At 67.4% G+C, this 18,885-nt stretch carries 18 protein-coding genes, 1 tRNA gene and 1 other RNA gene; 13 read left to right on the top strand and 7 right to left on the bottom strand.

The features are described from left to right. Positions 1-61: 61 nt before the first annotated feature. Positions 62-880, bottom strand: coding sequence for a DeoR/GlpR family DNA-binding transcription regulator (locus tag ACQ86A_RS05535; protein WP_431279597.1), 819 nt, complete (start codon positions 878-880; stop codon positions 62-64). Between the two features lie 108 nt (positions 881-988). Here ACQ86A_RS05535 and melA point away from each other — a divergent pair, with 108 nt between their 5' ends. The 7 genes from melA (at position 989) to ACQ86A_RS05570 (ending at position 7,487) form a co-directional block, all read left to right on the top strand. Continuing rightward, positions 989-2,302, top strand: coding sequence for an alpha-galactosidase (melA, locus tag ACQ86A_RS05540; RefSeq protein ID WP_431279598.1), 1,314 nt, complete (start codon positions 989-991; stop codon positions 2,300-2,302). 137 nt (positions 2,303-2,439) lie between these two features. Next, complete coding sequence (locus ACQ86A_RS05545; protein WP_431279599.1) at positions 2,440-3,171, top strand: SIS domain-containing protein; 732 nt, start codon at positions 2,440-2,442, stop codon at positions 3,169-3,171. After that, entirely contained in the window at positions 3,168-3,314 is a 147-nt protein-coding gene (locus ACQ86A_RS05550; protein WP_431279600.1) for a hypothetical protein, read from the top strand. Before ACQ86A_RS05545 ends, ACQ86A_RS05550 begins: the two co-directional genes overlap by 4 nt. A 36-nt stretch (positions 3,315-3,350) precedes the next feature. Then, positions 3,351-4,682: an ABC transporter substrate-binding protein gene (locus ACQ86A_RS05555; RefSeq protein ID WP_431279601.1), complete on the top strand. Its 1,332-nt coding sequence runs from the start codon at positions 3,351-3,353 to the stop codon at positions 4,680-4,682. 20 nt (positions 4,683-4,702) lie between these two features. Then, entirely contained in the window at positions 4,703-5,653 is a 951-nt protein-coding gene (locus tag ACQ86A_RS05560) for a carbohydrate ABC transporter permease (protein WP_431279602.1), read from the top strand. Continuing rightward, the gene (locus ACQ86A_RS05565) at positions 5,653-6,543 is read left to right on the top strand and encodes a carbohydrate ABC transporter permease (RefSeq protein WP_431279603.1); all 891 of its coding nucleotides are present in this window, start codon (positions 5,653-5,655) and stop codon (positions 6,541-6,543) included. Before ACQ86A_RS05560 ends, ACQ86A_RS05565 begins: the two co-directional genes overlap by 1 nt. Continuing rightward, positions 6,540-7,487, top strand: coding sequence for a carbohydrate kinase family protein (locus ACQ86A_RS05570; RefSeq protein ID WP_431279604.1), 948 nt, complete (start codon positions 6,540-6,542; stop codon positions 7,485-7,487). Before ACQ86A_RS05565 ends, ACQ86A_RS05570 begins: the two co-directional genes overlap by 4 nt. Positions 7,488-7,593: 106 nt before the next feature. On the opposite strand, the gene ACQ86A_RS05575 is transcribed toward ACQ86A_RS05570, so the two are convergent. Both ACQ86A_RS05575 and ACQ86A_RS05580 read right to left on the bottom strand, forming a co-directional pair. After that, positions 7,594-8,190: a response regulator transcription factor gene (locus tag ACQ86A_RS05575; protein WP_431279605.1), complete on the bottom strand. Its 597-nt coding sequence runs from the start codon at positions 8,188-8,190 to the stop codon at positions 7,594-7,596. Positions 8,191-8,203: 13 nt separating this feature from the next. Further along, positions 8,204-9,232 carry a sensor histidine kinase gene (locus tag ACQ86A_RS05580; protein WP_431279606.1) on the bottom strand — a complete coding sequence of 343 codons (1,029 nt, stop codon included), beginning with the start codon at positions 9,230-9,232 and terminating at the stop codon, positions 8,204-8,206. Between the two features lie 293 nt (positions 9,233-9,525). Here ACQ86A_RS05580 and ACQ86A_RS05585 point away from each other — a divergent pair, with 293 nt between their 5' ends. Further along, entirely contained in the window at positions 9,526-9,981 is a 456-nt protein-coding gene (locus ACQ86A_RS05585) for a DUF805 domain-containing protein (RefSeq protein WP_431279607.1), read from the top strand. A gap of 6 nt (positions 9,982-9,987) precedes the next feature. Here the strand turns inward: ACQ86A_RS05585 and ACQ86A_RS05590 are convergent, their stop codons facing one another. The 4 genes from ACQ86A_RS05590 to ACQ86A_RS05605 all read right to left on the bottom strand — a co-directional run bounded on the left by ACQ86A_RS05590 (position 9,988) and on the right by ACQ86A_RS05605 (position 12,563). Continuing rightward, positions 9,988-11,112, bottom strand: a complete 1,125-nt coding sequence (locus ACQ86A_RS05590; protein WP_431279608.1) for an endo-1,4-beta-xylanase — start codon at positions 11,110-11,112, stop codon at positions 9,988-9,990. 17 nt (positions 11,113-11,129) lie between these two features. Further along, complete coding sequence (gene arfB / locus ACQ86A_RS05595; RefSeq protein WP_431279609.1) at positions 11,130-11,567, bottom strand: alternative ribosome rescue aminoacyl-tRNA hydrolase ArfB; 438 nt, start codon at positions 11,565-11,567, stop codon at positions 11,130-11,132. Between the two features lie 73 nt (positions 11,568-11,640). Continuing rightward, complete coding sequence (locus ACQ86A_RS05600) at positions 11,641-12,312, bottom strand: Type 1 glutamine amidotransferase-like domain-containing protein (RefSeq protein WP_431279610.1); 672 nt, start codon at positions 12,310-12,312, stop codon at positions 11,641-11,643. 163 nt (positions 12,313-12,475) lie between these two features. Then, a tRNA-Ser gene (locus tag ACQ86A_RS05605) sits at positions 12,476-12,563 on the bottom strand. A 91-nt stretch (positions 12,564-12,654) separates the two neighbouring features. Here ACQ86A_RS05605 and ffs point away from each other — a divergent pair. The 5 genes from ffs (at position 12,655) to ACQ86A_RS05630 (ending at position 18,878) form a co-directional block, all read left to right on the top strand. Further along, an RNA gene (gene ffs, locus ACQ86A_RS05610) (signal recognition particle sRNA small type) lies at positions 12,655-12,751 on the top strand. A gap of 96 nt (positions 12,752-12,847) precedes the next feature. Further along, on the top strand, positions 12,848-15,007 hold the full coding sequence (pta, locus tag ACQ86A_RS05615; protein WP_431279611.1) for a phosphate acetyltransferase: 2,160 nt from the start codon (positions 12,848-12,850) through the stop codon (positions 15,005-15,007). Continuing rightward, positions 15,004-16,197, top strand: a complete 1,194-nt coding sequence (locus ACQ86A_RS05620; RefSeq protein ID WP_431279612.1) for an acetate/propionate family kinase — start codon at positions 15,004-15,006, stop codon at positions 16,195-16,197. Before pta ends, ACQ86A_RS05620 begins: the two co-directional genes overlap by 4 nt. 33 nt (positions 16,198-16,230) lie before the next feature. Next, on the top strand, positions 16,231-17,580 hold the full coding sequence (locus ACQ86A_RS05625; protein WP_431279613.1) for an acyl-CoA thioesterase/BAAT N-terminal domain-containing protein: 1,350 nt from the start codon (positions 16,231-16,233) through the stop codon (positions 17,578-17,580). Beyond that, positions 17,577-18,878 (top strand): acyl-CoA thioesterase/BAAT N-terminal domain-containing protein, encoded by a 1,302-nt coding sequence (locus ACQ86A_RS05630; protein WP_431279614.1) that lies wholly within the window; start codon positions 17,577-17,579, stop codon positions 18,876-18,878. Before ACQ86A_RS05625 ends, ACQ86A_RS05630 begins: the two co-directional genes overlap by 4 nt. The last annotated feature ends 7 nt before the right edge of the window (positions 18,879-18,885 follow it).

Consider the following 18,885-nt stretch of genomic DNA (forward strand, 5'->3'; position numbering starts at 1 on the left):
GCATTTTGGGGGACATGACCCCTTTTTCTGGCCCGTAACCAGGGCACACCGAGGGGAGGCGTCAGGGTGTGACGACCACCTCGACGACCTCGACACCGGCGAGACGGATGCGCTGCAACTCCTCCTGATCGGCCGTGCTGTCGGTGATCAGCAGGTCGATCTCCTGGATGGGGCAGCACTGCGCGAGGGCGGCTCGGCCGATCTTGGACCCGTCCGCGACGACCACGGTGCGCTGGGCCTTGCTCACCATCGCATGATTGGTTCGCGCCTCGGTCTCGTCGTGCGTGGTCACGCCTGCGGCCGCAGTGATGCCGTCGGCGCCCAGGATGGCCGTGCCAACGTTGACCGAGTTGAACGTGCTCTCGGCGAGGGCTCCGACCAGTTCGAGCGACTGCGGTCGCAGAAAGCCGCCGGTCATGATGACGCGCACGCCCGGATACGCGCTGAGCAGTCCGGCGATGGTGAGGGAGTTCGTCACGACCGCGATGTCCCGGTGGCCCGCGAGCTCGCGGGCGACGCTGGCCGTCGTGGTGCCGCCGCAGAGGGCGATCACGTGGGGCTCGGCGGGCAGTCGCGCGATGAGGGCGCGGGCGATGGCTCGTTTCGCATCCTGGAACCGGGTATCACGCAGGGCGACGGGTAGCTCGCGCCCGCGGCTGAGAATGGACGCCCCGCCGTGGGTGCGCAGGATCAGGTTCTGGTCGGCCAGGTCGGCCAGGTCGCGTCGCGCCGTCGCGGGGGAGATCGAGAGCGTCGTCGACAGCTCGTCGATGCTGAGCGACCCGCGCTCCTCGATCAGGTCCAGGATGCCCATCATCCGCTTCGCACGTTTGCCGGAGGTCACGCGCGCGAGCAGCGTCTCCGTGGCGGGTGTGACCATCCGGAATCCTCTCGTTGGCGGTCTCAAATGATCAGTCGAAATGACCACTTTTGCCGCGATTCGCTCATTCTATTGTGCAAATCGCGAATTCGGCATCATGATCTGTTCATGCCTCAGATTGTCTTCCTCGGCGCGGGAAGCGTCGTCTTCACCCGCCAGCTGCTCGCCGATCTCTACCGCTTCGACGACCTGCCATCGCTTCGCATCGTGCTGCACGACATCGATGCCGAACGCCTCGCCGTCGCCGTCGGCACGGCCGAGCAGGTCGCCGCCCGCTTCGGCCGCGAAACCGAGATCGTCGCGACGGAGAACCGGCGGGATGCGCTGCGCGGCGCCGACTTCGTCATCAACATGATCCAGGTGGGCGGCATCGACGCCACCCGCAAAGACCTCGAGATCCCCGCTGCGGCAGGGTTGCTGCAGACGATCGGCGACACGACCGGCGTCGGGGGCGTCTTCCGCGCCCTCCGCACGTTCCCGGTGCTGTCGGGGATCGCCGCCGACATGCTCGAGTTGTGTCCTGACGCGTGGTTCCTCAACTACACGAACCCGATGGCCATGAATGTCTGGTGGCTCTCGGTCGTCGCGCCGCAGCTGAAGGTCGTCGGCCTGTGCCACAGCGTGTACTGGACCGTGCACGACCTCTGCGAGCTGATCGGCGTCCCGCTGGAGGGCACGCACTTCCGTGCCGCCGGCGTGAACCACCAGTCGTGGCTCGTCGAGTGGTCGCGCAACGGGGAAGACCTCTACGGGCGGCTGCGCGAGCGGATCGCCGCCGATCCCGAGCTCGAACGCCGGGTGCGCGTCGAGATCTTCAAGCGCATCGGCTTCTACCCGACCGAGACCAGCGAGCACTCCTCCGAGTACCTCTCCTGGTTCCTGCGCTCGCCTGAGCAGATCGAACGGTTCCGCCTGCGGCCGCTCGAGTACGTCGGCATCTCCGAGGAGAACGTGGCCGAGTTCGAGCACGCGAAGGCCGCGCTCGCGACGGGCGAGCCGCTCGAACTCGAGGAAGGCGCCGCCGAGTACGCGCCCCAGGTCATCCACTCGATCCTCACGGGAACCGAGCGGGAGATCCACGCGAACGTCGTCAACCGCGGCCTGATCGACAACCTGCCCGAGGGCGCCGTCGTCGAAGTGCCGACCCTCGTGAACGCATCCGGCCTGCACCCGCAGGCGGTCGGCCGCATCCCGGAGCAGGGCGCTGCCCTCAACCGCACTTACCTGTCCGTCGCGGGCCTCACGATCGAGGCGGTGAGAACCGGCAACCCGGAGCTCGTGCGCCAGGCCGTGCTCATCGACCCGAATGCCGCATCCTCGCTCACGCCCGAGGCGATCTGGGCCCTGTGCGACGGTTTGACCGCCGCTCACGCCGACGTGCTCCCCACTGCGCTCGGCGGGCGGCTCGAGGCCACTCTCTGACATCTGTCTGTAACAAACGATCAACCGAACTGATCGATGTGGGCAGTTTTCTTGTCAAACGCTCACAGTGAGCCAATGATGAGTCAACGGCTTTGCACATCGCCCGGCAGTACCCGAACACAGGAGTTCACGTGTCCTTGACCCGCACCGAAATCGACAGCCAGCCCGCGATCTGGCGACAGGCCCTCGAAAGCCATTCCGAGCGGGCCACCGAGCTGCTCACGCTCCCGGGCGCCAGTGTGCTCGTGCTGGGCTGCGGAACGTCGGCGTACGTCGCCGAGTCGTTCGCAGCGCTTCGCGAGACCGCCGGCTTCGGCGTGACCGACGCCGCTTACGCATCCGAGCCGTGGCCATGGCGGAACTACGACGCGGTCATCGTGCTCAGCCGCTCGGGCACCACCACCGAGGTCGTCGAGGCGCTCGACGCCCTTCCCGAGGGCGTGCGGAAGATCGCGGTCACCGGGGTCGCGGACTCGCCCGTCGCCGACCGCGCCGACGACGTGCTCCTGCTCGATTTCGCCGACGAGGAGTCTGTCGTGCAGACGCGCTTCCCGACGACGTTCCTGCTGCTCGCTCGCGCGGCGCTCGGCGAAGACGTGACCGCACTCCCCGACCTGGCAGAGGCGGAACTCGCCCGGCCCCTCGGCATCGACCCGGCGAACTACGGGCACTTCGTCTACCTGGGCAGCGGATGGACGTACGGACTCGCGCAGGAGGCCGCACTCAAGATCCGCGAGGCCGCCCAGGCGTGGTCGGAGTCGTACCCCTGCTCGACTACCGTCACGGCCCGCTCGCCGTCGCCGACTCGAGGTCGCTCGTCTGGATCATCGGCCGTGTTGAGCCGTCCCTGGTCGACGACATCGAGGTGACCGGCGCGAGCGTCGTCGCGGGCGCGAACGACCCGCTCGTCGAACTGGCTCGGGCGCAGCAGCTCGCGGTCGCGATCGCCGAGCACCGCGGGCTGAACCCTGACAGCCCCCGCAACCTCACGCGTTCCATCGTTCTCGGCTGACCCCGCCGAATCACAGCACCAAGAGAGGAACTGAAGATGACTAGTCCACTCCGTAAGCGGGCGAACCTCAGACGAGCACTCCGCGTCTCCGGCATCGTCGCCGCGACGTCTCTCGCGGTCGCGCTCGCCGGTTGCAGCGGGTCGCAGGGCGCCACGACGCTCGACACCAAGGCGAACGTGAAGATTGAGGTCTGGTCGGGCCAGGCCGACGAGGCCGAGAAGCTGATCGAAGGCCTCGCCAAGGACTTCGAGAAGCTGCACCCGAATGTCACCGTCGACCTCTCGCCGGGTGCCTCCTCCACCGACCAGCTGCTGCAGAAACTCTCCGCAGGGTTCGCCGGCAACCAGTACCCCGACATGTCGTATGCGTTCGGTTCCTGGGCGGGCCAGCTCGAAGCATCCGGTCGCACCCTCGACATCTCGGATGCGATCAAGAAGCCCGACGTCAACTGGGACGAGTTCACCGCGGCTGCCCGCGGCACCGCGCAGCCGACCGGCAAGAAGGTGATCGGCTTCCCCGCCGTCGTCGACAACATCGGCCTCCTCTACAACAAGACGTTGTTCGACAAAGCGGGCCTCGCCTACCCGACGAATGACTGGACGTGGGACGACTTCCGCTCGGCAGCGAAGAAGCTGACCGACTCGGCCAACCACGTCTACGGCTACGGATACTCGGTGTCCGGCAGCGAGGAGACGACCTGGCAGTTCTGGCCGCACCTTTGGCAGAACGGCGGGAGCATCCTGTCGGCCGACGGTAAGAAGGCGGAGTTCGCTTCGCCCGCCGGTGACGACGCGCTCTCCTTCCTGCGCTCGATGGCGGTCGACGACAAGAGCGTCTACCTCGACCAGACGGACACGAAGTTCGGCCAGCTGTTCGTCAGCGACCGCATCGGGATGATCACCTCCGGGCCCTGGCAGCTCTCCGACCTGAAGACGGGCGGCACCAAGTACGGCGTGGTCAACCTCCCCGGAACGGATGGCGACCACCAGACCGTGTCGGGCCCGGACATCTGGGCGCTCTTCGACCACCACGACAAGAACCGCGAGTACTGGGCGACGCAGTTCGCCAGCTGGCTGACCTCGGCCGAGCAGGACGCGAAGTTCAACGTCGCAGTCGGAAACCTGCCGCTGCGGTCGTCCGAGGCGGGATCGGAAGCCGTGAAGAAGGAGGCGGCGCAGTATCCCGGATACGACGTGTTCGTCGCCAACTCCAAGAACGTGAAGCAGACCCGCCCGACGACGAAGGGATACGCAGCCCTCTCGGTCGAGATCGGCAAGGCGATCTCCTCGGTCCTGCAAGGACAGGGAGAGCCGGGGCCCGCGCTCGACGACGCCGCGAAGGCGGCTGACAGTCAGATGACGAAGTAGCCGTGGGCCAGGCGACACTCATGGCCGAAACGGTCAGCCCACCGATCAGGCAGCAGGAACCGGCGCGGGAATCGAACCCGCGCCGGGTCCGCCGCCGGCAGGGTCTGAAAGCGGCGCTCACAGGATGGGGGTTCGTCGCCCCGGCGACGATCATCATCCTGGGGCTCTCGATCTTCCCTGCGGTGTGGGCGTTCATCCTGTCGTTCCAGAGCTGGGACGGCTTCAGCCAGGCCACCTGGGTCGGCGGCGCGAATTACGCCCAGCTGGTGACCGACGCCGACTTCTGGAACGCGGTCGGCAACACGTTCGGCTTCACCCTGCTGTTCGTTCCGTCCTCCGTGCTGCTCGGGCTCTTCCTCGCGGTCGCCCTCAACCGGCGGATCCGCTGGATGGGGTTCTACCGGACCGCGATCTTCGTGCCGTTCGTGGCGTCGGCGGCGTCGACGGGCATCCTGTCGACTTACCTCTTCAGCCCGCAGTTCGGCCTAGTCAACAACGTGCTCCGGATACTGCACCTGCCGCAACAGGGCTGGCTCGACGACCCCAAGCAGGCGATGCTGGTCATCGCGATCATGTCGTTGTGGGGATCGGCCGCGTTCACGACGGTCATCTATCTTGCGGCGCTTCAGGATGTTCCGTCCGACCTCATCGAGGCGGCGCGCATCGACGGCGCCAACCCGTGGCAGACCTTCTGGCGGATCGTCTGGCCGCAGCTCGCGCCGGTGACCGTCTTCGTGACGATCTGGCAGACCATCCAGGCGATCCAGCTGTTCGACCTCGTCTACACGACCACGCGGGGTGGTCCGCTCGACGCGACGAAGACGATCGTCTACTTCCTCTACGAGAAGGCGTTCCGCTCCCTGCAGTTCGGGTACGGATCCGCGGCGGCATACGTGCTCTTCGCCGTCACGCTCCTCATCACGATCATCGTCGTCGTCTACTCTCGGCGCCGCGGAACGGAGGCCTTCTGATGGCAACGGTTTTCGACGAGGTCTCCGGATCGTCGCTCGAGGTCGCCTCGCGCATCGGAGCCGACCGCGGTCGGCACAAGCACAGGATGAGCGGATGGCACTTCGTGCTGTTCCCGATCGCCATCCTGTTCCTGGTGCCCTTCCTGCAGATGGCACTCGCATCCTTCTCGCCGGCCAAGGAGCTGGTCGCGTTCCCGCCTCCGTTCATCCCTTCGCACTTCACGATCGACGGCTATGTCCAGCTGTTCGGTCAGACGGACATCCTGCTCTGGCTGGGCAACACGGTCGTCGTGTCGACGACGGCCATCGTGTCCAATCTCGTGCTGTGCTCGCTGGCCGGGTACGGGTTCGCCCGTCTGAAGTTCGCCGGGCGCAATCTGGGATTCCTGATGATCCTCGCGACCATCATGATCCCGACCCAGTTGCTGATGATCCCGACCTACATCCTCTTCGCCAACCTGGGTCTCCTGAACGGGCTCGGAGCGGCGATCGTGCCCTGGCTCGCCACGGCGTTCGGCATCTTCCTGATGCGGCAGTTCTTCCTGTCGCTTCCCGCCGAACTCGAGGAGGCCGGCGCGATCGACGGCTGCAACCGCTGGCAGATCTTCTTCCGGATCGTGCTGCCGCTCGCGCGCCCCGCGCTGGCGACGCTCGCGATCTTCACCCTGCTCGGCGCCTGGAACGACCTCGTCTGGCCGCTGATCGCGATCAACAACCAGCAGGCGTTCACCCTGCAGCTCGGCATTGCGAACTTCCAGGGGATGCACCAGACCAACTGGAGCCTCATCATGGCCGGCAACGTGGTCGCGACGCTTCCGCTGATCCTGTTCTTCCTGTTCGCACAGCGTCAGTTCATCGCGACGATGACCTTCTCTGGTCTGAAGGGATGAGCGGGATCGACGTCCTCGTCGTCGGCGACGCGAATCCTGACCTCCTTCTCACCGGTGATGTCGTGCCTCGATTCGGGCAGGCGGAGCAACTGCTGGACACCGCCGACCTCGTGCTCGGCGGCAGCGCGGGAATCGTGGCGGCGGGGCTCGCCCGACTCGGAGTTGCGACCGCGCTCGCCGCGGTGGTCGGCTCCGACCAGTTCGGGTCGTTCGTGCTCGATCGGCTGAACGAGCGCGGGGTCGACACCTCGGCCGTCACCGTTCGCGACGGCATCGCCACAGGTGTCTCGATCGTGCTGTCTCAGGAGAACGACCGGGCGATCCTGACGTTGCCCGGTAGCATCCCGATGCTCGGTGCGGATGCGGTGCGCGAGGCGGTCCGCCGCCTCCGTCCCCGGCACGTGCACGTCGCGTCGTACTTTCTGCAGCCCTCGCTCGCACGCGCGCTTCCGGTGCTCATCGACTGGCTCGCGGGCGAGGGGATCACGACCAGCCTCGACACGAACTGGGATCCGGCCGAGCGCTGGGAAGGCGTCGGCGATCTCCTGCCAAAGGTCAGCTGCTTCCTGCCGAATCGCGAGGAGGCTCTGGCTGTGTCGAGCGCCGTCGCCGGTCGCGCGATCTCGGACATCGACGAGGCCGGCGCACTTCTCTCGGCGCTTGGCTGCCGGGTGGTCGTCAAGGCCGGATCCGACGGCGGCATCGCCTACGAGGCTGGCGCCCGGTCGGCAGAGGCGCCAGGACTGATCCTGGATGTGGTGGACACGACCGGCGCGGGCGACAGCTTCGACGCCGGCTACCTGGCGGCCATGCTCGGCGGCGTCGATTCCGAGCGCGACCGCCTGCGCTGGGCTGCCGCATCCGGATCCCTCTCGGTTCGCGGCCTCGGCGGCACGGCGGCGCAGGCGACGCGGGCGGACCTGGAAGCGCTGCAGGCGGCCTGACCCGGCCGACAGGATAGGCCACGTCGGGACCAAGAACGGAGCGCAAGCCCTCGCGCGCGCCTCGGGTGTTCAGGATGCTGAGCCGCGGGATGCCGCGCCCGTCGCGTCATCCCTCCAGGAGGTTCAGCCGCACGACCTTGCGCACGGCGTCGATCCGCGAGGTGGCGCCGAGTTTGGCGTAGATGTTCGAGGTGTGCCGTTTGACGGTGCCTTCGGTGATGTTCAGCCGTTCGCTGATCTCGCGGTTCGTGTATGCGTGGGCGATCATCCCGATCACCTGGAGCTCGCGGTCGGTGAGCACCCTTGTCGCAGAGGCCGGTTCCGGTTCGTCGGTCACCCCTGATACCGGCCGGACGGAGGAGATGAGTTCCCTGAGCGAGCGGTCGTCGATGCTCTTGTCAGCGAACGCGGAAGCACCGGCGCGCAGCAGTCGACGGCGGAGCACCGCATCCGTGTGCATGGTCAGGATGATCACGGCCGTCGACGGGGAACGGCGGCGGACCCGGCCAAGCGTCTGCTCGGCCGAACTTCCCGGCATCTCCACGTCGAGGAGGAGAACGTCGGGTGCCTCGCGCTCGACGAGGGCGATCGCCTCGTCGCCGTCGCTGGCCTCCCCGACGACCAAGAAGTGAGGCTCGATGAGGGCGCGCACGCCTTTACGGAAAAGCGAGTGGTCGTCGGCGAGCACGATCCGGCGCGTCATCCTCGCTCGCCCGTCATTCTCGCTCACCCTTCAGTGCGATCGTCAGCGTCACCGTCGTGCCCGTCCCCGGTCGGGTCTCGATCGCGAGGTCGGCGCCGATGAGTTCCGCTCGTTCCTGGGCGGCGATGAGCCCGAGCGCGCCCGGTCGGATCGTGTCGCGTTCGAATCCTGTGCCGTCGTCCGCGATGGCGATGGTGAGCCGGTTGGGCGTCCAGATGGACGTCACGCGGATGCGCTCGGCGCGGGAGTGGCGACGCGCGTTGTGGATCGCCTCCCGCACGATGACGAACGCCTCCTCCTGAACCCCGGTCTGGAGCGTGGCGCGATCGCCTTCGCTCCGCGCCTCGACGACGGGCGGGTCGGCGCCGAGGTCGGCGACATAGTCGGCGATAGCCTCGTCGAGGTGCTTGTCGCCGACAGAGTGACGCAGGTCCAACGCGAGGAAACGCGTCTCGTCGAGCGCCGACTCGAGGAGCCCGAGTGCTTCGGTGATGCGATCGTGAGCCGAGTTGGCCGGTTGGCGGCTGAGCTGGATCCTCTGGATGCCCGCCGCGATGCTGTGGGCGACCCGGTCGTGGAGTTCGCGCGAGATCCCGAGCCGCTCCTCGCTGTGCGCGACAGCCAACCGTTCGAGCAGGATGTCGACGTAGGACAGGGACGCGGGAACCACCTGTTCCATGATCGACGCATTGAGCGCGCGCGCGACGTCAGCTGGATCGTGGTCGGCGAGTTCGGCTTGCAGCTCTCCGAGGGCGATGTCGAAGAGAAGAGTGGCGGCGGCGAGGCTGTCTGCCGGGTGGATGTTCTGGCGTGCCCGCGCGCGTCCCACCGCTGACCCGCTCGCCGGATCCTTCCGCGCCTCTTGGGGGTGGCCCAGCCGCTCGAACGTCCGACGCAGAATGGTGTGCACCTGCGACCTCAACTGCGTGACGACGGTCGGGTCGGCAGTCAGCGCGCTGCCCTGCTCTGCCAGCCGCCGGACCAACTCTTCGACGACCCGCACCTCGCCCTCGACATCATTCGAGGGCGGTTTCGGACTCACACGACAATCATGGATGCTCGGACCGCCCACAACCGGTTGCCACAGATGTGACTTTCGGTACATTCCAGCCCGATTGGACGGGAAATAGCCTCGGTGTGTGCGTCGATTCGGGGGAACGCGACGCAAGGGTGGCAGGACTCCGGGGGAGCCTGCCGCCCCACCCTCCGGCCGCACGGCATACTCACTCCAGCGATTACGCGCGACACACCGCGTCATCAAGGCCCTGGCGGGAGCCGGGATGCGGTTGACTGTGGCCGCTCCATCTAGAAGCCACCGCTCGGAAGGACCCACTCGTGACCACACCTCAGAACTCCGAAACCCCGCTGTGGTTGCCGTTGTACGGCGCCTCGTTCGGCGACGCCGTCCGCCGGTTCTTCCGGAAGTACACCGACTTCACCGGACGCGCGAGCCGCAGCGAATTCTGGTGGTGGTGGCTGCTGTCCGTGCTCATCGCCGTCGTCTTCGAGATCCTCCTCCTGACGCTCGGGAACGTCGGCGGAGTAACGACCAGCGACGGCACGCGGGCCCTCGGCCCGATCTCCTGGATCCTGCTGGTGGCCTACCTGATCTGGGTGGTCGTGATCGTCACGCCGTCCATCGCACTCATCTGGCGACGACTCCACGACGCCAACCTGGCCGGCCCGTTCTTCTTCCTGGGATTCATCCCGGTAATCGGCGGCATCCTCTTGCTGGTCTTCTACCTGCTGCCGTCCAAGCCCGAGGGTGCGAGGTTCGACAGGCAGCGCTGACGCCGCCTAGTCTGCGCGATGCGGCGCGTCGGATGATTCCTTGAGCACCTTCAGAAGCGCATCCAGCTGCGGTTTCGGCTGCAGGTCCGCGTTGTAGAGGTCGGCGGCGCCTTCCCCTTTGAAGGTGTTGGGCACCCATGACGTGCCGTCGTCGAAACCCCACACCGTGAACGAGACGCATCGCCGCACCGCGAGGCAGGCCTGGAGCGAGCGGCTGTATTCGGCGACCTGCGCGGCCTGGGCCTCGGGGGTGACCGGCAGTGGCGTGCGCACGTCGACCTCGGTCTCGGCCACGTCGAGGTGGAGGTCGGCGAAGCGCTGCATGTTCTTCTGCAGATCCGGTACGCCGTAACGCGTGTCGAGATGGGTCTGAAACCCGACCCCGTCGATCGGTACGCCATCGCCCTTGAGCTTCTTGATCAAGGCGTATGCGGCATTGCTTTTGGCGCCCGAGAACTCCAAGTCGTAGTCGTTGTAGAAGAGGAGTGCATCAGGATCGGCGTCCCGCGCCCACCGGAAGGCATCCGCAATGTAGTCGGGGCCGAGCTTCTGCAGCCACAGGTTGTCGCGCAGGTTGCCTTTGTCATCGAACGCCTCGTTGACGACGTCCCACTGCCAGATCTCGCCCTTGAAGTGCTTCATCTCGTCGAAGATGTGCTTTTTCAGGATGGCGCGGGTGGCGTCGGGTGTCAGGGTCGCGGCTTGGGCAGTCAGCCAGCCGGGGAGTTGCTTGTACCAGACGAGGGTGTGCCCGCGGACGAGCTGGTCGTTCTGCTGGGCGAACGCGACCAGTTCGTCAGCGGCCGCCCAGTTGTACTTCCCCTGCACGGGTTCGACCGCCGACCACTTCATGGCATTCTCAGCCGTGACGGATGAGAACTGCCCGGCTGCGATGGACCGGTACGCGGTGCTGCGCGCGAGGGTGTCGTTGTTGATCGCGGTGCCGATGCGCAACCCGATCGGAGCGGCGAGGTCGCGAAGCGACAGCGCGGTCGGGGTGGGAGACGGGGTGAGCGTGTGCGGAGTCGGCTTCGGCGTCGGCGTGCTCGAGCATCCTGTCATCACCAGTGCGAGCGAGGCGCAAACCGCGACAGCCCCGGCAAGGAGAAGGCGGGAAGGATGAGGGGGCACCCCTTGATTCTGCACGGTCAGTCGTCCGGTGGTCGACGGAGGCGCTTGACGTCGGTGCGTCGCTTCTTCTCTTCTAAGCGCCGGAGCTTGGAACCACGGCTCGGCCTGGTCGGTTTTCGCGACGGTGCCGGTGGCAGGAGGGCCTCTGCCACGATCTCGGCCAGGCGTGCGAGCGCAGCTTCCCTGTTGCGCAATTGCGCGCGGTGCTCCGATGCGGCAATCGTCAGCTTCCCGTCGACGACGCGACTGCTCAGACGTTCGAGGATTCGCTCCCGTTGGAGCGCCGAGAGAACGGTGGAGCCTGCCACATCCCACACCAGTTCCGCGCGAGAGTCAGCAGTGTTCACACCCTGTCCGCCGGGCCCGGATGACCGCGAGAACCGCCAGGTCAGCTCTGCCTCGGGGATCGTCAGCCCGGCGTCGACCCGAAGACCGGGACGGTGTGCAGCAGGCATGGTTCCATCATCCCGGAGAATGCAGGATTCGAACCGGAAGGAGCGGCCTGTTCGTCACCCCACCTCACTGTGTTCAGTGGTCGTACTGTTCCCAGCGCCCTTCGCTGATCACCTCGACGCCGTCGCCGATGACGGCGATCGCCGTCTGGTCGTCGATCGCATACGAGCGGCCTGGGATGCGCTCCGCCCAGCGCCGCGCGGCATCAAGCGTGTTGGCCGACCATCCCGGGTATTCCAGGTGCGGGAACATCGAGAAATCGACGAGCCCCAGGGTGTCGTCGGGTCCGTCGGGCTGCCAGTCGAGAAACTCCTTGCCGACGCGCGGAGTCATCACCATGCTGCCGGCACTCACCCCGACCCAGACCGTGTCAGGGAGTTCGGGTAGCAACGCGGCCAAGCCCGACTCTTTTATCCAGTTGTAGAGATATCTCGCCTCACCGCCGTCGACCAGCAGCACATCGGACTCACGGACCCACGGCATCCAACGCTCAGTTGCGAGGCTCGGCAGGGCGGTCAGCTCGAGCACCCCCACCGACTTCCAGCCGAGGCCGACGAGGCCAGGATCGTCGTCCCAGCGCCCCGCAGTCGATCTCCAGACGCTTTCGGGGCCGCACGCGGGCTGCCCCCATTGCGCGGTAGGGATGAAGAGCGCGTTGCTGTCAGCGATCGGTTTGCCGAGCATCCGGACCAGAGTCTCGCGGATGCTTGCGTTGGTCACACCACCCGACGTGAGTAACAGCTTCATCTTCGCCCTCCCACCGCGCTGAACCGCCCCCACTGTAGGCCAGTTCGAAGGGACGACAAAGCGGTTGCTCCGGCCGAAGATACGAATCTGCCCGAGCGAGGAGCGGGGGCCACAGCTTTCGCGAAATCACGCGAACCTCAGAGCCCTCGACGATGGGGATAACTGGCGGAGAATGGGGGATTCGAACCCCCGAGGGCTTGCACCCAACACGCTTTCCAAGCGTGCGCCATAGGCCACTAGGCGAATTCTCCAGGCGATTGTCGTTCCTGTCCGGAACAACGCCAGATAGCATCCTACCGGTTCCCGAGGGCGCCTCGTGACACGCGAATCCGGTAGACTTTCCGAGGCTCCCCACGTGGCGCCATCCAGGCCAACTCCCCCAGGGCGGAAACGCAGCAAGGGTAACCGGGCTCTGGCGGGTGCGTGGGGGGTCTTTTCTTTTGCGTCTGCGCGCAGCGCCCGCACCACGCGGTCCGGTCGAACGGGTCTGCGCTTTCCCGGCCGTCTCCCGGCTGCACGACGATAGATTTGCGTTGTGGCGCGTTCCCTTTACATCACATCGGCCGAGGGTCATACCGGCAAGTCCACCGTCGCCCTCGGCGTCGTCGAGGCGCTGTTGCGCGCGGTCGGCCGGGTGGGCGTCTTCCGCCCGATCGCCCGGTCCACCGAGGAGCGCGACTACGTGCTCGAGCTGCTGCTCGACCGCATCACCGTTCCGCTCGACTACGACGAAGCCATCGGCGTCACTTACGACGATGTGCACACGGATGCGGACGCAGCCCTCTCCGAGATCGTCAGCCGGTTCCGTGCGGTCGAGGCGAAGTGCGACACCGTCGTGATCATCGGGTCGGACTACACGGATGTGGGCAGCCCGACCGAGCTCGGCTACAACGCGCGAATCGCGGCCAACCTGGGCGCACCCGTCCTGCTCGTGCTCGGCGGCCGGATCGGTCAGGGTCTCGGAGAGCGTCTGGGTCAGGCCGCTCCGCGCACCCCCGAGGACCTGCGCCAGCTGACCGACATCGCTATGGCGGAACTGCGCGACGAGCACGCCTCCCTGCTCGCGGTGATCGCGAACCGCGCCGATCCTGACAACCTCGAGGCCACCATCGCGGCCGTGTCGGCCGCGGTGAGCTCCGCATCCGTCACCTCCGCACCGGTGATCTCAGGATCGTTCGAGGGCCGACGGGATGTGCCGGTCTGGGCGATCCCGGAGGATCCGTTCCTGGTCGCGCCGAGCATCCGGTCGGTCATGGAGGCCACAGACGGCACGCTGCTCGCCGGCGACGAGGCGCTGCTCGCCCGCGAAGCGCTTGGCGTCGTGGTCGCTGCGATGTCGATGAACAACGTGCTTCCGCGTCTCATCGAGGGTGCCGTGGTCGTCGTGCCGGGTGACCGCACCGAGGTTCTGCTTGCCGTGCTGATGGCGAACGCCTCGGGTACCTTCCCGTCGATCTCGGGCATCCTGCTGAACGGCGGGTTCGATCTGCCCGAGCCGATCGAGCAGCTCATCTCGGGTCTGCGGTCGACGCTTCCGATCATCAAGACCGACCTCGGCACCTACGACACCGTGGTGCGCATCACGCATGCTCGAGGCCGGCTGGCGGCGGACTCGCAGCGCAAGTACGACACCGCGCTCGCCCTGTTCGAGCGCAACGTCGACGCCGAAGCACTCCTCGCCCGACTCGATGTCAGTCCGCGTGACGTGGTCACCCCGCTCATGTTCGAGTACGACCTGCTCGAGAGGGCACGCGCCGCGAACAAGCACATCGTGCTCCCCGAAGGTGAGGACGACCGCATCCTGCGCGCCGCCGCGACACTGCTCGCACGCGGGGTCGCCCGGCTCACGATCCTCGGCGAACCCTTCGAAGTGCGGGCACGCGCGGTCGAGCTCGGTCTGGACATCTCTGCCGCCGATGTGCTCAGCCCCTTCGACGACGTGCTCCGGATGCGCTTCGCCACCGAGTACGCCAAGCTGCGGGCCCACAAGGGCATCACTCTCGATCAGGCGTCCGACACGGTCACAGACGCGTCGTACTTCGGCACGATGATGGTGCACCTCGGACTGGCCGACGGGATGGTGTCCGGTGCGGCGCACACGACGGCCCACACCATCCGGCCGGCCTTCGAAATCATCAAGACCCGTCCGGAGGTGTCGGTGGTGTCGAGCGTCTTCCTGATGGCGCTCGCCGACCGGGTGCTGGTCTACGGGGACTGCGCGGTCATCCCCGACCCGACCTCGGAGCAGCTCGCGGATATCGCTATCTCGTCCTCCGAGACCGCCGCCCAGTTCGGGATCGAGCCTCGCGTCGCGATGCTCTCGTATTCGACCGGCGAGTCCGGAACAGGAGCCGACGTCGACAAGGTGCGTTCGGCAACGGCCCTGGTTCGCGAGCGCGCTCCCGAGCTCCCCGTCGACGGTCCGATCCAGTACGACGCGGCAGCGGATGCGGCCGTCGGCGCCGCTAAGCTCCCCGGTTCTGTGGTGGCTGGCCGGGCGACGGTGTTCATCTTCCCCGACCTCAACACGGGCAACAACACGTACAAAGCCGTTCAGCGAAGCGCCGGCGCCGTGGCGATCGGCCCGGTGCTGCAGGGTCTGCGTAAACCGATCAACGACCTCTCTCGAGGCGCGCTCGTCGACGACATCGTCAACACTGTCGCGATCACGGCGATCCAGGCGGAACTGTCATGAGCGCCGTCCTCGTCATCAACAGCGGCTCGTCGTCGTTCAAGTACCAGCTGATCGACATGGACACCGAGCGCCCGCTCGCGAGCGGACTGGTCGAGCGCATCGGCGACAGCTCGGGTCACACCACCCATGAGGGGCCGAACGGAAAGTCCGAGCGCACCGTGGACATCCCGGATCACACCGCCGGCTTCCGCGCGATGCTCGATGCCTTCGAGGCGAACGGTCCGAGCCTCGACGAGTTCCCACCCGTCGCAGTCGGACACCGGGTGGTACACGGCGGCAAGCGGTTCTTCGAGCCGACCGTCGTCACCCCGCTCGTCGAAATCAACATCGAAGACCTGGCCGATCTCGCGCCACTGCATAACCCCGCGAATCTCGAGGGCATCCGGGCGGCCGAGAAGGCGTTTCCGGATGTGCCGCACGTCGCGGTCTTCGACACCGCCTTCCACCAGACCCTGGCCCCGGAGGCGTTCACTTACGCGATCGACGCCGACCTCGCCGAGAAGCACCGGGTGCGGCGCTACGGTTTCCACGGCACCTCGCACAAGTACGTGTCCGAGAAGGCCGCAGAGTTCCTGGGACGCCCTCTCGGCGAGCTGAAGCAGATCGTGCTCCACCTCGGAAACGGCGCGTCGGCGTGCGCGATCGACGGTGGCCGCTCGGTCGACACCTCGATGGGGATGACTCCGCTTGAGGGGCTCGTCATGGGCACTCGGTCTGGCGACATCGACCCGGCCGTTCTCATCCATCTCGCGCGTCGGGCGCACCTCGACACGAACGGGCTCGACGAACTTCTCAACCGCAAGAGCGGCTTGCTCGGCCTCTCGGGCCACGGCGACATGCGCGACGTGCAGGCGACGGCAGACGCTGGTGATCCGGATGCGCGGCTCGCGCTCGACACGTACTCGCACCGCCTCAAGCACTACATCGGCGCGTACATCGCGATCCTCGGCGGGCTCGACGTGCTGAGCTTCACCGCCGGCGTCGGCGAGAACGCACCGGCCGTGCGCGCCGGGGCCGTCGCGGGGCTGGAGGGCCTCGGGATCCGGCTCGACGCATCCCGAAACGCGGAACGGGGGAGTGGCGTGCGCGTCATCTCCACCGACGACTCGCCCGTCACCGTGCTCGTGGTGCCGACGAACGAGGAGCTGGAGATCGCCCGGCAGACGCTTGAGGCGATCGACGCCGGGTAAAGCCGGGCGGCCCGAGAGGATGACGGTGAGGTCATGCGGTGGCGACGGGATGCGCGGCGGGCGGCGATAGCGGCCGCCTTCGCGCTCGTTGCCGGCCTCGTGCTGAGCGGATGCTCGGCCCCGAGCACGCCCGCCGGCGGGATCGGCCCGCGCTTCGTCACGCCCCCGCTCATCCACTACACGTCGGTGCTCTGGCCGGTGCCGCTCCAGTTGGTCGGCGCGGAGCCGGGGAGTCGCGTACAGCTGGTGGCGTCGATGCCCACCCCGCGCGGTCGTTGGTCGTCCGAGGCGACGTACACGATCCCGGTCTCGGGCGTTCTCGACCTCGCTCGTGCGCGCCCGCAGCTCGCACCGTTCTCGAGCCCGGACTCGGCCGGCTTGTTCTGGTCGTTGCGCGGCCCGGAGCTCAGCGTCTCGGATCAGATCGGAATCTGGATGGGGTCAACCTCGAAGGTGACGATCGAGGCCGTGCAGGGCGGCCGGATCGTCGCGAGTCGGCTCTTCCGCCTGGACGGTCTCGGTGCGACCTCGGGGCCGTCCCGCGTGTCCGACCGGGCGTTCGTCGCGGCCGCCGTCGCCGCGGGGGATGAGGAACCACCGCATCCCGGAGCCGACCCATTGGTGGGCGCGCGAGAGAACGGACCCGTCGCCGACTTCTACAGCGCCCGCTCGATCGAGCGCCCCCGCACGCCGGCGGTCATCGTCTTCGACGACACCTCGGCCGGTGCCTCCTCCGACTTCGTCGCCCCACTCATCGCGGAATTCGGCTCGTCGGTGCTCGTGCTTCCCGCGGGGGGCGCGGCCAACGGTGCGCAGACCGTGAACGCCATCAACGCGTCGACTGTGAGTGCCGCGCTCGACTGGCTCGACCAGCGTGAGGACATCGACTCGCGCAACATCTTCGTCTACGGCACCGGGCAGGCCGAGCAGTTCGCACTGTGGTCCGCTGTGAGATTCAGCGATCGGGTCGCGGGCGCCTTCGGTGCGGGAGGATCGACGGCGTTGCTCTGTCTCGCGGGAGGCACGGTCTCGTCGGCCTTCGAAGACGGGATCGGCGTACCGTGCGAGGCGGATGCGGGCAAGGTCGACCGCTCGGCCGTCTTCCCGCTCGACGCCGTGCGCGGCCCGGTGGTGCTCGGCTGCGGGACGAACGACGAGGTGCTCCTGAACGCGTGCCGCTGGCTCGACGCGGCGGCGGACGCCCGGGGCCCGCGCGCCGGCGACGGGATCGTGCGAGCGGAGGGGGCAGCGCATCCGATCACCGTGCCGCCTGGGTTGCCGATCGATCTGCCCGACGCCGCGAGCGCCGAGGCCACGGAACACGCGCGGATCGCCTTCTGGAATGCCGTTGCCCGAGTCCTCCTCAGGGCGGCGAGAGAATGATGCGGCACCGGAGGCTGGTGGCGGCTGCCGCCGTGCTCGTCACCACGGCGCTGGCTGCAGCGCTGTCCGGATGCGAGTCGACCGGCGGGCTCGGCTCGGCCAGGTTCGTGGTGACACAGCTTCGTTCGGGGATCGCAGATCCTCTGGCCGTCTCCGTCGACGGGCTCCAGCCCGGCCAGACGGCTGTGATCTCGGCCACCGCCGATGTGGAGAGCGGCAGATATCATTCCCGCGCGGTCTACACGGTCCCGCCCGACGGCGCTGTCTCGCTGTGGAACGCCCGCCCGCTGCTCGCCCCGTTCTCGAAGCCCGATCCGGCGGGCCTGATCTGGAGCCTCGACGGCCCGTCCCAGAGCCAAGGCGAACTCGAAGCGGCCTGGGCGAACGACGACGTGAACATCCGTCTGACCGCGACGCAGAACGGACGCCAGGTCGCCGCGACGACGATCCATCGCACCGGGTTCGCACACCAGATCTCGACCCGTGCGATCTTCGCCGGCGACCTCATCCGCACGACCGACGGAGGGTCACCGGGCGGCACGACCTACGACGTCAGGATCGGGACGTACTACGAGCGCGATCCGAATCCAGCGGCGAGTCGGCCTGCGGTCGTGCTGATCGACGGTGACGACGGAGGTGGGTCGGCGGCGTTCACCGCAGCACAGCTCGCCTCGATCGGATTCTCCACGTTCGTGCTTCCCGCCTTCGGCCCCGAGGGGCAGATCCCCGGATCGTCCGCCCTATCCGTGGAATCATTCGACCTCGCGGTCAGCTGGTTGCGGTTGCAGCCGACCGTCGATTCGGCACGCATCTTCACGTTCGGCACTTGGCGTGCCTCCCAACTGGCGCTGTGGTTCGCGTCCAACCAGCCCGAGCAGATCTACGGTGCCATCGCCGCTAGCGGCACGACCGCGCTCCTGTGCACCTCGTCCGCGCTCACTCCGGTGCTCACGGCCAACGGGCTCCCCGTGCCGTGCGAAGACCCCTCACGCACGATCGCCGACACGGCTCAACTGCGGCTCGACCGCATCCGGGGCCCCGTCATGCTCGCCTGCGGTGAGAAGGATGAGATCCTCGCCAACGCCTGCGACTGGCTGGCCGCAGGCCGCACCGTTCGCGGCGGCAGGCCGGGTGACGTCTTCACGGTGGAGCCCGGGGCAGCCCACTCGATCAGCACACCCCCGATCGTTCCCGTCGGGCTGCAGAACCTGTCGACGGCGACCGCCCAGGCGACCGAGGACGCCCGCGTCGAGTTCTGGGCGCGTGTCACCGAGGTCCTGCAGTTCGCCGCGCGATGATGGCCCG

The sequence above is a fragment of the Leifsonia poae genome (assembly GCF_050632195.1).
Lineage (GTDB): Bacteria > Actinomycetota > Actinomycetes > Actinomycetales > Microbacteriaceae > Leifsonia > Leifsonia poae_C.

Coding starts and splice junctions, on each gene's coding strand:
- melA (WP_431279598.1), top strand. CDS start 989: ATGCCTCAGATTGTCTTCCTCGGCGCGGGAAGCGTCGTCTTCACCCGC.
- ACQ86A_RS05555 (WP_431279601.1), top strand. CDS start 3,351: ATGACTAGTCCACTCCGTAAGCGGGCGAACCTCAGACGAGCACTCCGC.
- ACQ86A_RS05560 (WP_431279602.1), top strand. CDS start 4,703: ATGGCCGAAACGGTCAGCCCACCGATCAGGCAGCAGGAACCGGCGCGG.
- ACQ86A_RS05535 (WP_431279597.1), bottom strand. CDS start 880: ATGGTCACACCCGCCACGGAGACGCTGCTCGCGCGCGTGACCTCCGGC.
- arfB (WP_431279609.1), bottom strand. CDS start 11,567: ATGCCTGCTGCACACCGTCCCGGTCTTCGGGTCGACGCCGGGCTGACG.
- ACQ86A_RS05575 (WP_431279605.1), bottom strand. CDS start 8,190: ATGACGCGCCGGATCGTGCTCGCCGACGACCACTCGCTTTTCCGTAAA.
- ACQ86A_RS05565 (WP_431279603.1), top strand. CDS start 5,653: ATGGCAACGGTTTTCGACGAGGTCTCCGGATCGTCGCTCGAGGTCGCC.
- ACQ86A_RS05620 (WP_431279612.1), top strand. CDS start 15,004: ATGAGCGCCGTCCTCGTCATCAACAGCGGCTCGTCGTCGTTCAAGTAC.
- ACQ86A_RS05570 (WP_431279604.1), top strand. CDS start 6,540: ATGAGCGGGATCGACGTCCTCGTCGTCGGCGACGCGAATCCTGACCTC.
- ACQ86A_RS05600 (WP_431279610.1), bottom strand. CDS start 12,312: ATGAAGCTGTTACTCACGTCGGGTGGTGTGACCAACGCAAGCATCCGC.
- ACQ86A_RS05625 (WP_431279613.1), top strand. CDS start 16,231: ATGCGGTGGCGACGGGATGCGCGGCGGGCGGCGATAGCGGCCGCCTTC.
- ACQ86A_RS05630 (WP_431279614.1), top strand. CDS start 17,577: ATGATGCGGCACCGGAGGCTGGTGGCGGCTGCCGCCGTGCTCGTCACC.